Origin of the sequence: Vibrio sp. 10N.261.51.A3, from assembly GCF_041471965.1 — a bacterium.
Lineage (GTDB): Bacteria > Pseudomonadota > Gammaproteobacteria > Enterobacterales > Vibrionaceae > Vibrio > Vibrio crassostreae_C.
The window spans coordinates 19,805-33,868 of the sequence record NZ_JBFRPK010000030.1 but is presented as its reverse complement, the minus strand read 5'-3'; the positions used below and the strand labels follow the sequence as shown (position 1 = coordinate 33,868).

At 44.3% G+C, this 14,064-nt stretch carries 12 protein-coding genes, 1 pseudogene and 1 other annotated feature; of the genes and pseudogenes, 4 read left to right on the top strand and 9 right to left on the bottom strand.

The features are described 5' to 3' along the window. Window positions 1-135: 135 nt before the first annotated feature. The 3 genes from AB4371_RS08665 to nfo all read right to left on the bottom strand — a co-directional run bounded on the left by AB4371_RS08665 (window position 136) and on the right by nfo (window position 2,760). On the bottom strand, window positions 136-687 hold the full coding sequence (locus tag AB4371_RS08665) for a hemerythrin domain-containing protein (protein ID WP_372149461.1): 552 nt from the start codon (window positions 685-687) through the stop codon (window positions 136-138). Window positions 688-773: 86 nt separating this feature from the next. Then, entirely contained in the window at window positions 774-1,454 is a 681-nt protein-coding gene (ung, locus tag AB4371_RS08660; protein WP_017059317.1) for a uracil-DNA glycosylase, read from the bottom strand. A 397-nt stretch (window positions 1,455-1,851) separates the two neighbouring features. Next, a complete protein-coding gene (nfo, locus tag AB4371_RS08655) occupies window positions 1,852-2,760 on the bottom strand; it encodes a deoxyribonuclease IV (protein ID WP_372149459.1) in 909 nt (302 codons plus the stop codon). 326 nt (window positions 2,761-3,086) lie between these two features. Here nfo and grcA point away from each other — a divergent pair, with 326 nt between their 5' ends. Then, window positions 3,087-3,464, top strand: a complete 378-nt coding sequence (gene grcA, locus AB4371_RS08650; RefSeq protein ID WP_017059315.1) for an autonomous glycyl radical cofactor GrcA — start codon at window positions 3,087-3,089, stop codon at window positions 3,462-3,464. A gap of 77 nt (window positions 3,465-3,541) precedes the next feature. On the opposite strand, the gene thrC is transcribed toward grcA, so the two are convergent. The 3 genes from thrC to thrA are packed head-to-tail and all read right to left on the bottom strand — an operon-like array spanning window position 3,542 to window position 8,255. Further along, window positions 3,542-4,825: a threonine synthase gene (thrC, locus tag AB4371_RS08645; RefSeq protein WP_017059314.1), complete on the bottom strand. Its 1,284-nt coding sequence runs from the start codon at window positions 4,823-4,825 to the stop codon at window positions 3,542-3,544. Continuing rightward, window positions 4,822-5,778 (bottom strand): homoserine kinase, encoded by a 957-nt coding sequence (gene thrB / locus AB4371_RS08640; protein WP_032545653.1) that lies wholly within the window; start codon window positions 5,776-5,778, stop codon window positions 4,822-4,824. The genes thrC and thrB overlap by 4 nt, the downstream gene beginning before the upstream one ends. A gap of 17 nt (window positions 5,779-5,795) precedes the next feature. Then, complete coding sequence (thrA, locus tag AB4371_RS08635) at window positions 5,796-8,255, bottom strand: bifunctional aspartate kinase/homoserine dehydrogenase I (RefSeq protein ID WP_017059312.1); 2,460 nt, start codon at window positions 8,253-8,255, stop codon at window positions 5,796-5,798. A gap of 29 nt (window positions 8,256-8,284) precedes the next feature. Next, window positions 8,285-8,403: a sequence feature (Thr leader region), on the bottom strand. A 317-nt stretch (window positions 8,404-8,720) separates the two neighbouring features. On the opposite strand from thrA, the gene AB4371_RS08630 reads away from it, so the two are divergent. Then, window positions 8,721-9,179: a ribonuclease regulator gene (locus tag AB4371_RS08630; protein ID WP_372149457.1), complete on the top strand. Its 459-nt coding sequence runs from the start codon at window positions 8,721-8,723 to the stop codon at window positions 9,177-9,179. Between the two features lie 112 nt (window positions 9,180-9,291). On the opposite strand, the gene AB4371_RS08625 is transcribed toward AB4371_RS08630, so the two are convergent. After that, window positions 9,292-9,777, bottom strand: a complete 486-nt coding sequence (locus tag AB4371_RS08625) for a putative 4-hydroxy-4-methyl-2-oxoglutarate aldolase (RefSeq protein ID WP_017059310.1) — start codon at window positions 9,775-9,777, stop codon at window positions 9,292-9,294. A 47-nt stretch (window positions 9,778-9,824) separates the two neighbouring features. Between AB4371_RS08625 and AB4371_RS08620 the strand changes: the two are divergent. Together AB4371_RS08620 and arcA are read left to right on the top strand one after the other, a co-directional pair. Continuing rightward, window positions 9,825-9,926, top strand: a pseudogene (locus tag AB4371_RS08620) (ribonuclease activity regulator protein RraA); the annotation flags it as partial. A 429-nt stretch (window positions 9,927-10,355) separates the two neighbouring features. Then, on the top strand, window positions 10,356-11,072 hold the full coding sequence (gene arcA / locus AB4371_RS08615) for a two-component system response regulator ArcA (protein WP_004741534.1): 717 nt from the start codon (window positions 10,356-10,358) through the stop codon (window positions 11,070-11,072). Window positions 11,073-11,208: 136 nt separating this feature from the next. On the opposite strand, the gene AB4371_RS08610 is transcribed toward arcA, so the two are convergent. Together AB4371_RS08610 and arcB are read right to left on the bottom strand one after the other, a co-directional pair. Further along, complete coding sequence (locus tag AB4371_RS08610; RefSeq protein WP_017059309.1) at window positions 11,209-11,652, bottom strand: hypothetical protein; 444 nt, start codon at window positions 11,650-11,652, stop codon at window positions 11,209-11,211. A 7-nt stretch (window positions 11,653-11,659) separates the two neighbouring features. Then, on the bottom strand, window positions 11,660-14,029 hold the full coding sequence (gene arcB, locus AB4371_RS08605) for an aerobic respiration two-component sensor histidine kinase ArcB (protein WP_136978407.1): 2,370 nt from the start codon (window positions 14,027-14,029) through the stop codon (window positions 11,660-11,662). Between the last annotated feature and the right edge of the window lie 35 nt (window positions 14,030-14,064).

Here is a 14,064-nt window from a genome sequence, read left to right as displayed (position 1 = left end):
TGTGATCAAGAGACAGCCTATATAGGTGCCTTTTTTTATTTTTTGAGGTAGTTAATCCGCTCAAAGCGCCATTTGGAAACCAACCCTCTAATATAGAGGACACCTAAAATAGGTGCACCTCAACATTACAACGGGCTAAACACACTCTTGTTCATTTTGTCGAACCCGAGCCGCGAGTTGGCGATATTGATCGGCGATGGTCTCTCCAAAAATAGGGTCATCTTCCGGTTGAAGCCATTGAGACTCCACTTCTTGCCAATCTTTCACCGTGAACGCCTCAACAATCATGGGTAGCACATGCTTCTCTTCATATTCCATGTGCTTTCGCTGAGCCTTAACAAACGCTTCAAGCTGCTCAATAAAGACTTGCTGAGGAACCACCGCATCTTGAAGGATCATATCGACCAAACCTAAAAAGTCCGCCGTTTTCTCAGAAAGCAATTGATGCTCTAACTCCAAGTCTTCAATCGCTTGCTCGCTGCCATATTGCTTAAGATAGTAGCGATAAATGACGTCTTCTTTAGGGTGATGCACTTTGTCTGAATGGTTCATAAGGTAATGAACCACCTCTGCGATCAGGCTATAGTTTATTTCTCGCTCCTGTTTCAGAAACTCTAACTTACTGTTGAGTATCGCGAGTAAACGAGCCATATAGCCATGCTCTCGTCTTATCCTTTCAATCATCATAGTATTGCACTCCATTACACCTACTATTTATAAGTGTATACGAATATGCTGATTTATGATTTGACCCTGCTCAGAAAACCACCAACCTACACTTCTGTTGGTAAACGCCAGTCAATAGGTTGTTGATCCATAGAAGAAAGCAGCTTGTTGGTTGTAGAGAAATGCTGACAACCGAAGAATCCACGGCGTGCCGATAATGGCGATGGGTGAGGTGCAACCAACACATGATGCTTGTCGTCATCAATCGCTTGACCTTTCTTCTGGGCGTGTGCGCCCCACAACAAAAAGATGATCGGTTCAGAGCGCTGATTGAGCTCAGCAATAATGGCATCGGTAAAGGTTTCCCAGCCACACTTAGCATGTGAGTGTGCTTTTGCCTCTTCGACTGTAAGGACTGTGTTCAACATCAACACCCCTTGCGATGCCCAAGAATCGAGATAACCATGACTAGGAATCTCAAAGCCCTCTATATCTTGTGCAAGCTCTTTGTACATATTGCGTAGAGAAGGTGGGATTTTCACACCAGGAAGCACTGAGAATGCTAAGCCGTGAGCTTGGTTAGCACCGTGATAAGGATCTTGCCCTAAGATAACCACTCGCACGGATTCGAAAGGCGTCATATCAAAGGCACTGAACACCTGTTCTTGTGGCGGGTAGACGGTTTTACCACTATTACGTTGCTGTTCAACAAACGCGAGGACACTCTGAAAGTACTCTTTATCACGTTCATCATTAATAATGGATTCCCAAGTCTTTGGTGCGGTCATCGTTTTACTTCCCAATCATCAAGGTTTCTAGCGGCTTTCGCCAGACAAAAAAATAGCTGTATCGGCTAACTGTCCTAAATAAGACTCTAGTTATACCTCATACAGCTATCAATAAACATGATGTGTAGGGTTCACTTGTTGATGAATCATAATAATCAGTTCAAGTTGTGCTTATCTCGATTAACCACTTTTCTGCTGTGTACGATGGTGGCCGTGGTTATGCACGTGACGGTTTGGTGTAGGTAAACGGCGTGCGACAGCAATAGTTGAAGTTTGGGTGATTGAATACATAAAGGCACCTCCTCTAAGACATCGTGAACTACATATTCACTTTAATACTATGAAAGAAAGGTGCCAATTTTTAGAAATAGACGGAAATAAATTTCCCCCTCTATTATTACGCTTGTTCGCTCGCTAGCGTTGCTGAGCGATGAAACATTCTAAGTTGTTGAATTTCCTCTTTCCAGATCGTCGAATCAATGGTTTCCAAGATAAGAGGGATACCATTAAAGCGAGAATCAGAGGCAATATACTCAAAACAATCCCAGCCAATTTCGCCTTTTCCTAAAGAATGGTGTCGATCGACTCGGCTCGCGAACTCAGCTTTTGAATCATTGATGTGCATTGCTCTTAGATAGTGCATACCCACGATGCGGTCGAACTCAGCAAAAGTATGCTCACACGCCTCTTTTGTACGTAAGTCATAGCCAGCAGTAAACGTATGGCAGGTGTCTAAGCACACACCCACACGTGACTTATCTTCTACCTGCTCGATAATCTCGGCTAGATGTTCAAACTTCCAACCCAGATTAGTGCCCTGCCCAGACGTATTCTCGATCACTGCGATTACGTCAGGTACCGCTTGATGAGCTAGGTTGATCGATTCAGCGATCTTCGCCAAACATTCGCTTTCTGAGATTTTCTTTAAATGACTCCCAGGATGAAAATTCAAAAGCGTTAGTCCAAGTTGATTACAACGCTCCATTTCATCAATAAAAGCCGCGCGTGATTTCTCTAGCTTCTCTTCTTCTGGCGCTCCTAGGTTAATCAGGTAGGAGTCATGAGGAAGAATGTGCTCAGCACCGTAGCCCAACATTTTGCAATTGGCTTTAAAGGCACTAATGGTTTTCGCTTCTAGTGGTTTTGCCGCCCACTGTCTCTGGTTCTTGGTAAACAGTGCAAACGCATTGGCACCTATTTCACGTGCACGCATAGGCCCCTGATCAACTCCACCAGCAGCCGAGACATGAGCGCCAATAAACTTAATATTTGTTTCCGGTTTTGAGGATGAATTATTGTTTGTCATTAAATCACTTTACACTTTCAGAATGCTTAATAAATAAAGGGTCGTATCGGTTGTAGTTCAATAAAAACACAACAAATGTAGTAAACTTACAACAAATATGACTGTTAAATATTTTTTATACTTTAAAATATTTTGTAATTACTTTGTTTTTAAAGGTTTTATTGATTTACCTCAATATAATCACCTTTGTAAAAATATGGTTTTTGGTTGTTTTTTGACTTAAATCAATGTTAACCTTACTAATATTAGGTATATATTACCCAGCTCAATAAAAATCGAAAGTTAACACCATAATCAAACCACATTCAGTGGACTAGGAGATAGTTATGATCCAAGGTATTCAAATTACTAAAGCAGCAAACGATGACCTACTAAACTCAATCTGGCTACTAGATAGCGAGAAGAATGAAGCTCGTTGTGTTGTTGCTACTGCAGGTTTCGAAGCTGACCAAGTTATCTCAGCTGCAGACCTAGGCGAGTACGAAAGCCGTGAAGTTGCAATCGAAGCAGCACCACGCATCGAAGGTGGTCAACACCTAAACGTTAACGTTCTTAAGCGTGAAACGCTAGAAGACGCAGTTGCTCACCCAGAGAACTACCCACAGCTAACTATCCGTGTATCGGGTTACGCTGTACGTTTCAACTCTCTAACAACTGAACAGCAACGTGACGTTATCGCACGTACGTTCACTGAGTCTCTATAATTTTTAGAGCTTAAATTAGAATACAAAAACGGCGCTCATTGAGCGCCGTTTTTATTTGTTCGAAAAACAAATGGACGTTACGGTTGAACTCGACGAAGCACAGCTTTTAGCGCTTCAAAATCGTTATCAAGATCTTCAGACAACAATTCCATCGCCGCGTGTTTTGCTAGCGGGCCAGGCAGTTCGATATCAGAACCTAGGATGTCATCAACCACTTCTTTGAATTTCGCTGGGTGTGCTGTACACAGGAACAAGCCAGTTTCGTTCTCTTGCAGTTGCTCTTCCAGTAGACGGTAAGCAATCGCACCATGTGGTTCACATAGGTAACCTTGTGCTTTTAGGTCGCGAACTGACTCAGCGCTCTGCTCGTCAGATACTTTACCTTTGCCTAGTGTATCTAAGCCCCAACCTTTCAGTTGGCAAAGCTCTTCGATACGAGGCCAGTTGTTTGGTTGGCTTACGTCCATCGCGTTCGATGTTGTCGCAACAGTCGGTTTTGGATCCCATTGACCTGTTTCTAGGTAACGAGGAACAGTGTCATTTTCGTTAGTTGCTGCGATAAAACGCTTAACAGGTAGACCTAGCGCTTTAGCCAATAGACCAGCCGTTAGGTTACCAAAGTTACCACTTGGTACAGAGATAACGAGGTTTTCACGTTGCTCTTTAGTCAGCTGAGAAGCCGCCTCAAAGTAGTAACAGATCTGAGCCATTAAACGGCTGATGTTGATCGAGTTTGCCGAATTAAGACCGATCTCTTTACGCAGTTCAGCGTCATCAAATGAGTCTTTAACTAGAGCCTGACACGCATCAAAGTCACCATCAATCGCCACAGTGTGGATGTTCTTGCCAAGCGTACAGAACAGCTTCTCTTGCAGTGGGCTGATCTTGCCTTTCGGGTAAAGAATCACAACATTGATGTCTTCCATGCCGTAGAAAGCATGCGCAACCGCCGCACCAGTATCACCTGATGTTGCCGTTAAGATAGTGATTTGACCACCATCAGAAACAGCTGCTAAAGATTGAGCCATAAAGCGGCCACCGAAATCTTTAAACGCCAGTGTTGGACCGTGGAAAAGCTCAAGCGCGTAAACGCCGTCTTTTACTTGGTTGATTGGTGCAGGGAATTGGAACGCTGCATCCACCATTTGGTCGATCTGTTCTTTTGGTAATTCATCACCAATCAATGCTGACAGAATCTTTGAGCTACGAGGGACAAAGTCCTCTGCTAGCAGCGCATCGATATCATCAAACTTTGGCAGTTCAGATGGGAAAAATAGACCTTGATTACGGCCTAAGCCTTGACGAACGGCTTGGCCAAAAGAGACTTGTTCATCATTTTCTTTGATGTTGTACAGTTTCATAACTCACTTCCTGTAACGATCGAACCCTGCTTATCTAGGCGACAAACGTGAACGAATCCTTCTTCATTTTGTACGTAATTTTGTTCTAACCAGCGTGCAACACGCTCGGCGACATCTTGTTCTTTGCAAATGCTAAATAGAGTTGGACCACTACCAGAAATACCAGTAGCCAGTGCCCCAGCTGACAGCGCGTATTTACGAGCATCAGCAAACCCTGGAAGCAGTTTCTCACGATATGGTTCAGCGATCACGTCTTTGATCATCTTCGCCGCCAGTTCAGGTTGACCTGAATGACACGCGTGGATAAAGCCCGCTAAGTGACGACCATGAGCAATAATATCCTGACGACGATATTGAGATGGTAGGATCTCTCTCGCTTCAGCCGTTGAAACCTTAATACCCGGATAAGCCATTACCCAGTACCAGTCGTCAAAACACGGTACTTCTTGGCTGATGATGCCTAGCTCTTCAAGCATGAGCTGCACACCACCAAGGTAACATGGCGCAACGTTATCGTAGTGGATACCACCTGAAATCTTGCCTTCCATTTCACCCATCAGAGCAAGCAGTTCAGTTTCATTCAGGGGCTGACCGTGAAAACGGTTTAGCGCATCCAGTGCCGCGACGATTGAACATGCACTAGAACCCAAACCTGAACCGATAGGCATGTTCTTTTCTAGTGTCATTTCTAAAGGCTTTAGCGTAACGCCTTTTTTATCAAGCTCTCTCGAGAACACCACCCAGCAGTCGTAAACGATGTTTTCTTTTGCTTCAGTTGGCAGCTTAGAAACAAAGCTGCCTGCAGTTTTAAGTGAGAATGGTTCATCACCGGCTTTAACCATAACTCGGTCACCTAGCAGCGTGCCATCCACTGGAGACACAGCGGCCCCCAGCACATCAAACCCTACACTGACATTACCGATTGATGCAGGAGCATAAACGACAACATCCATATCACTTGAACTCATTCTTAAACTCCTAATTTCCAACCAAGAGTACGCATCACATCAGAGAATACGCCAGCAGCTGTTACTTCAGTACCCGCGCCGTAGCCACGCAGTACTAGAGGGATTGGTTGGTAGTAACGGCTGTAGAATGCTAATGCGTTCTCGCCATCTTTAATCTTGAACATTGGGTCGTCGCCATCAACAGCAGCGATACGAACCTTACACTTACCTTCAGCGATTTCACCCACATAACGAAGTACTTTACCTTCTTCTGCTGCGATAGCTGACTGCTCTTTGAAGTAAGCATCCGCTTCTGGTAGGCGAGCCATGAACTCTTCAACCGTACCTGAATCATCAAAACCCGGTGGCAGAGCTTGGTCTACTTCAACATCTTCAAGTTCAAGCGCCATGCCTGCTTCACGAGCAAGAATAAGCAACTTACGCGCCACATCCATACCAGATAGATCATCTCGAGGATCCGGTTCAGTGAAGCCGTTATCTTTTGCAATATTGGTTGCCTGGCTCAGTGTCATACCTTCATCAAGCTTGCCGAAGATGTAAGACAGTGAACCTGAAAGAATGCCGTTGAACTTCTCAAGTTCATCACCTGCAGAGATAAGGTTCTGTAGGTTTTCGATGACCGGTAGACCTGCACCTACTGTTGTCTCGTACATCAGCTTACGACGTGAGTTGCGTGCAACTTCACGAAGCTGATGGTAATAAGCCATGCTTGCTGTGTTTGCTTTCTTGTTTGGTGTTACTACGTGGAAACCAGCCGCTAGGAAATCAGCGTACTGCGCCGCAATACCTTCGCTAGACGTACAATCAACCAATACTGGGTTGATGATGTGGTTACGTTGAACCAAAGCCGCTAAACGCGCTAGGCTGAACTCTTCAGTCGCACTCGACATACGGTCACGCCACTGCTCTAACGGTAGACCATCGCTGTCTAGCAACAAACCTTTACTGTTTGCTAAACCACATACGCGAATCACGATGCCTTTTTCAGCCAGTTTGCCTTGCTGACGTTGGATCTGGTCAACAAGCTCGCCACCAACACCGCCGACACCCACAACGAATACATCTAGGAAGTGCTTAGAGTTAAATAGGTTCTCGTGACACGCTTTGATTGCTTCAGAGATTTTGTCTTCAGGGATAACCGCTGAAATAGCGCGCTCTGAAGAACCTTGAGCAATAGCAACAATGTTGACGTTCACTTCAGCTAAAGAAGAGAAGAACTGAGATGCTACGCCACGTGAAGTGCGCATACCGTCACCCACCAGCGTTACAATCGCAACGTCATCCATGAACTCAACCGGCTCTAACAGGCCATCTTTAAGTTCAAGTTCAAACGCGTCTGACAACACTTGTTTCGCTTTCACCTTATCAGCCGATTCAATACAGAAGCTGATGCTGTACTCAGAAGAAGATTGAGTAATAAGGACAATAGAAACGCCAGCAGAAGACATCGCGCCGAATACACGACTCGCCATACCTACCATGCCCTTCATGCCTGGGCCTGATACGTTAACCATGGTTAGGTCACTTAGCGTCGTAATACCTTTGATTGCTAGGTTATCTTCGCCAGTGTCTTGGCCAATCAAAGTACCTGCGCCTTGTGGGTTGAAGCTGTTTTTGATCAGACAAGGAATGTGGAATTGCGCAATAGGAGCAATGGTTTTCGGGTGTAGAACCGAAGCACCAAAGTAAGAAAGCTCCATCGCCTCTTGGTAGCTAAGAGACTTGAGCAGACGAGCATCATCAACTAAGCGTGGGTCACAGTTGTAAACGCCATCGACATCAGTCCAGATTTCACAGCAATCAGCACGTAGACACGCCGCTAACACAGCCGCTGAGTAGTCAGAACCATTACGACCTAGTGTGACTAGCTCACCTTTTTCATTACCCGCAGTAAAGCCAGGCATGATGTTAACGTGACCTTTAGGAAGTGGAGATTGTTGGAAGTTCTGAGTAGAGACATCCACATCGACCATAGCTTCAAGGTGATCGCCTTTAGCGTATAGGTATTGGACAGGGTCAATCAGGCTTGCTGGTTGGCCTTTCGCTTCCAGTACCGCTTTCATTAACTGGATAGAGATTCGCTCACCTTTACTGATGATGCGAGCATTAACGTGGTTCGGGCACATACCAAGTAGGTTGATGCCATTCACGAACTGCTTTAGCTGAGCAAGAGAGGTATCCACCTGCTCTTGAAACGCGGCACCATCGATAGAAGGCACGACCGCTTTGATCTCTGCAAACAGTGTGTTAAATGAAGATTCGATCTCTGTAATCTGTGCGTCAGCTTCACCATTTTTCAGTGCAGCTTCAATAACAGCGACCAACTTATTGGTTGTTTTTCCTGGAGCCGATAGTACAACGGCTAGCTCTTCTTGCTGGGCATTATTAGCGATGATATCAGCCGCTCGTAAAAAACGATCTGCATCAGCTAATGATGAACCTCCAAACTTTAAAACGCGCATCCCTTTCTCCATAAGTCATAAAAATGGTACAAAAAAAGGCCTGTATCTTGTTGGATACAGGCCTTTTTTTTAAAATCCGTTACTTAGCAGCCTGCCCCAACAATGTTAATGTCGGTAATAATAATGGTTGTGGTCATTACTAGGTGGCTTACGTGCTGCATATCAAATTCTCTGCTTGTGCTTTACTCTACGTGTATCAATTTTTACCACTGGACGTCAATGAAAAGTTGCGTTTTTTTTACATTCGCACCGTTTTTCAGAGCAAACCGTCATTTAAGGGATAAAACACCCTGTATAAACCTTCACTTAAGATACTGGATTTACTCATTGAACAGGCAAGAGTGATCAATTGCATATATAGTCATAACAAAATGCTATATCGATTGTGCAGCGAACGTACAAGTTCTGTGCTTTAATTGAACGATAACGTTCGAAGAATAATAATAATGACATCAGGAGTGGGAAATGAAGAGATTACTTATTCTTTTGGCTTTTGCTATGCCTGTTGTTTGTTCAGCGAATAGCTTGCCTCTACTACCCAGCCAGATCGATAGTTCTTCTCATAAATTCTTTATCTCCACACAAAACGCGTCGAGTGAAAGCTTCGATACTTGGAAGATAGACAGTGGCTACTCTTATAGCTTGTTTTCAGATGTGGATCTTTACGTCGGTACACGTATCAATAGTGCGGCACTGAAACAGGAAAGTGGATTCTTGAGTGGTGTCCGTTATCAGTTCTCAGAAAGAGTCTCTTTTAACAGTTCTCTACACACCTATAAAGACGAGACCGAAGACAATGAGAAATCGGTAGCCGCAGAGGTTTCCAGCCGAGTGCAACTAACAGATAACCTAGATTTGCATGCCACCCTTGATTATGAAGAGTGGCAGCAAGGTGTTGAAGTGGGACTAGGGTTTCGCTTTTAGTCTCTTTAGCTTGTTCTTTATTAACAGATTAGTGCGGATTGAGATCCAAACTTTTAGTACATCACAAACCATTCCCCGTTCTAATCTATCAACGGCATTCAATTTGAGTCAGTTACGATTCAATTAACAGCTCAGATGAAATTAACACGCCATTCCAATCGGCATAAATATAGTCACCAGGCTGAATCAGTTGATTATGTATAGAGAGTGTCACATTCACTTGGCCGACACCGCGTTTCTCTGTTTTGAATGGCGATGCACCTAACGCCTGAACGCCAAGGTCCATTTGCGACATCATGCCTACATCACGCACCGCACCGTTTACAATCACGCCTTCCCAACCGTTTTCTATCGCGAGAATAGCGAGTTGATCGCCAAGCAGCGCCTTCTGGCATGAGCCATTTCCGTCAACGACAAGCACTTTGCCACAGCCGTCGGTCTCTAAAACCTCGCGAACCTTGGAATTATCGTGATAACAACGAACTGTTACAATTTTTCCAAAGAACGCACCACGTTGGCCGAAGTTCTGCAATGGCATGTTCAGTAGGGTGACTTCGCTTTCAAACTCATCACACAAGTCGGGTGTTATATCGTGCATATATCCTCCGTGAGTAAGGCGTTACCGGTTATGTCAGGCTAGCCTCTATGCTTTTATATGTTATTAAAATTAATCCTTTGTTTTCATTGTTCTATGCTCAATTTATTACTCAATAAAAGTTGATTGAGCATATTTATCTACTAGACTCTTAAGACAGCTTTCAGCTTCCTTGGTTCATAATCCGGTCTTTAGCAGGCAAGATGTGCGAAGCATCTCGAATAATCATTCTTGTTTTGGTGCTAAACAGTCACCATAACATTGGTTAAGTTGTAGCCATACTATTAAAGTTTGTTGCGATACGGCAATTGATGTAAATCAACAAAGTGAATGGAATTAACATTCTCGCGTTGTTAGCATGCTGTTAACATTATAGAATCCACTCCAATCACTAAAAGAATGATTGAAAGGCGTACTGGATCTACGTTATTGGGCAATACTTCAAGGAAGGCAGATAGCTGGAAGTAAGTGTTTTTTTGAAAACTTTAAGTTATCATCAAAAATACATTACCTGTATGTTATGTTTTTGCCTAGAATTTATTCTATTAGCACAGTTTCGTCACAAATTTAGGTACCGCCAAATGCAAACCCCGCAGATTCTTATCGTTGAAGATGAGCAAGTAACTCGTAACACTCTAAAGAGTATTTTTGAAGCAGAGGGATATGCTGTTTTTGAGGCTAGCGACGGTGAAGAGATGCACCAAGTGCTATCTGACAACCAAGTTAACCTTGTAATTATGGACATCAACCTTCCAGGTAAGAATGGCCTACTACTTGCGCGTGAACTACGTGAGCAAGCAAACGTAGCGCTTATGTTCTTAACTGGTCGTGATAATGAAGTTGATAAGATCCTTGGCCTAGAGATCGGCGCTGATGACTACATCACTAAGCCTTTCAACCCTCGTGAACTGACTATCCGTGCACGCAACCTTCTGAACCGTTCAATGAGCACAAGCTCTGTTCAAGAAGAGAAGCGTAGCGTTGAGAAGTATGAGTTCAACGGTTGGGTACTAGATATCAACAGTCGTTCTCTGGTTAGCCCAGATGGCGAAGGCTACAAGCTACCTCGTTCAGAGTTCCGTGCTCTACTTCACTTCTGTGAGAACCCAGGTAAGATCCAAACACGTGCTGACCTTCTTAAGAAGATGACTGGCCGTGAGCTTAAGCCACACGATCGTACTGTAGACGTAACAATCCGTCGTATTCGTAAGCACTTTGAATCTGTTTCTGGTACGCCAGAAATCATCGCAACGATTCACGGTGAAGGCTACCGCTTTTGTGGTGACCTAGAAGACTAATTCGATTCGCGCTTCTTACCATTTAGCACTACTCACCAGTAAGTGTTATTAACAATAGAAGCGTCATCAATAGTTATTAAAAAGGGAGAATGCCAACGCATTCTCCCTTTTTTATTGTTCTTAATTGGATAAGGTTTTAGTAAACCGTATCCACCTTAACGTCTTTCTCTACTAACCACTTCACGGTTTCGCCATCTTTAAGTTCAACCGCTACATCAACAGGCTTGTCGCTGTCGATCTCTAGCTGCCATACAAACGCGACTTCCCATTGAGTTTCACTGTGTGTTCTTAAATCAAGATCGTCAGCCGTTACCAACAAGGTGTCTGCACCCTGTTTAACCGTAACACTCTCAACCGCAAGCGTTGCTGGCAGTTGTGAATCTGACTCTAGGTAGATAGAACCATGCAGGGTCTTATCTTGAGTCTCGCCAATCGTTGGCATCTTGTTGTGCCAAAGGTTGCTTTTCATGGTAACTGTTGCTGCAGATACTTCGACTTGATTATCTTGCTGCCATTCTACTTGTGGCGCAGAACAACCCGCTAATGCCACTACACATGCGGCGAATGCTAATTTTTTCATTATTCTTCTACCTTTGGTTTAACCAACTCTTTAAGACTTCAATGTCATTCTGGTATTCGTTATTTATCTCATCAACCCAATCTGAAATGTTCTCCCACCACGCAGGCAAATCTGGAGATTGAGCTTTCTGGGCAACTTGTTGGATGCGTTTCAGACCAATAGAACCTGCAGCACCTTTAATCTTATGTGCCTCAGAAACGATACTGGCTTTATCTTTCGCGACCATGTTGGAGTTCAATATTTCCATATACTCCGGCATCATATCTTCGAACATCGCGATGCTATCCAAAACCGGTTTCGGTCCAACAATATCAACATAAGACTCTAGCATATCAATATCAAGCAAAGTGGTATCAATTTCTGAAAGAAAAGGCTTACTCGCGTCGACTTTATCAATGCTCTCAACCTTATCGGTGCCCGCTACCTTCTCAATTACCTCTGGTGCATCTTCGATAAGTTCACTGATGACATCTTGGATAGCTCGAACCGACAAAGGTTTACTGATCGCTTCGTCCATGCCTTTCTGGAAGTACTCTTGCTTGTTGTTTAATACGTTCGCAGTTAACGCCACCAAAGGCGGTAGCTGGCTGTATTTCTCGCGGTAGTATTGAGCAATATCGAAACCCGTCATATCTGGCAGTTGGATATCCAACAACACCAAATCATAGTCTTCAGGATTGAAAGCAATTTGCGCCTCTTTACCCGTCATCACGACTGTCACTTCATGGCCAAGGCTTTCAAGTAGAGAGCGAGCCACTGTGATATTGAGTTCAATGTCTTCGACCATAAAGATCTTAAGATTCGACTGTTTTCTTGGCGTTTTGATCAGAGCCTGAGTATCGTGATTCACTGGAACTCGAATCGAAACCGTAAAGGTACTGCCAAAGCCCTCTTCACTGATGACTTCAATGTGGCCATCCATCATATTAATTAGCTGTTGAGAGACAGCGAGACCAATACCCGTGCCGACAGCGTGCAAGTTGTCCGTGCCCGATTTCACCTGATAGTACATCGCGAAGATCTTCTCGATTTCACTTTCAGGGATACCAATACCAGTATCTTCCACTTCCATCGTAATGTTGGCAAAGTCACCATCAATGTCGGCGCTGACTGTCATCACCACTCCACCATCTTTGGTGAACTTCATCGCGTTACTAACAAGGTTCCACAGTACCTGTCTAAGACGAGTACCATCCACCTCAACAGCAGCTGGAAGATCAGACAATCTTTCTAGATCGAACCTTAACCCTTTCTGCTCAGCCATCAACGCAGAGATACTTTCGATCTCGACAACGAAATCTTCAAAGTTAATAGGCGTAGGGAAGAGTTCAAGCTTACGGCGGTCGAACTTATCCATATCAATAATATCGTTGAAGATATTACCCAGTGTCACCGCGCTCACCTTGATGGTTTGCATCTGCTTGCGCTGTTCGGTGGTCAGTTGGCTATCAAGCAGCATGCGGCTCAAGCCAATGATGCCGTTGAGCGGCGTTCTTAACTCGTGGCTAATAGTTGAGATAAAGGTGGTCTTATCGCGGCTGGCTTTTTCTAACGACTCTTGATGCTCTTTACGTTCAGTAATATCGCGGCCAAAACCAACCAAGCCCAAGTGACGACCATCTTTGCTGTAGAAAGGCACTTTACGCAGTTCGAAGTAACTCTTGCGGCCATCTGGGTATTCAAGCCATTGGTCATAAGTCAGTGCTTGGTTGTCAGCAAATACTTTCTTATCGGTTTCAACAACTTGCTGAGCGACCTCTTTACTGTAAACATCCCAAGGAGTTAAACCAACTAGCTCTTTTTCTGTTTTACCAGTGAGCTCTTCAACCGCACGGTTACAACCAGAGAACACACCATCTTCATTACGGTAGTAAATAAGGTCAGGCGAGGCATCGATAAACGAGCGTAACAGTGCAGTACGTTCTGCGAGTTCAAGCTGAGTACGCTCGCGCTGGAACACCTCGTTTTCGAGATCTTGCATTGCTTCTGCGCGCGCTTCTTCCGCTTTTTCACGCTCTTCAATTTCTTGATTAAGCTTCTCGATATTGAGCTGCATTTTATTGTTGAGTTCTTGGTCTCGCTCACGCATGTCGCCAAGTTTAGAGACCAATTTCGCTAACCTTTGACGTGATTCTTCCAACTGGTCCACGACCACTGACAGAAAATAAACCGCCCAAGGCGTGATCACTAAACCGAAGAAAACTGAACGGACAATGTCGATGTCATCAACATTGCCTTTGAGTGCAAGGGTGATACCGACTTGCACAACAACAGCGAGGGCAACAAGCGCTAGGGCGAGTAAGATAGAAAAGCGGACAATCCCCAGTTTTACGAGTAGATCCACGTAATACTGGGCAAGATTTTTCATGGGTTTCATTTAGCGCTCCATGCGATAAGACTAGCAACATTCTA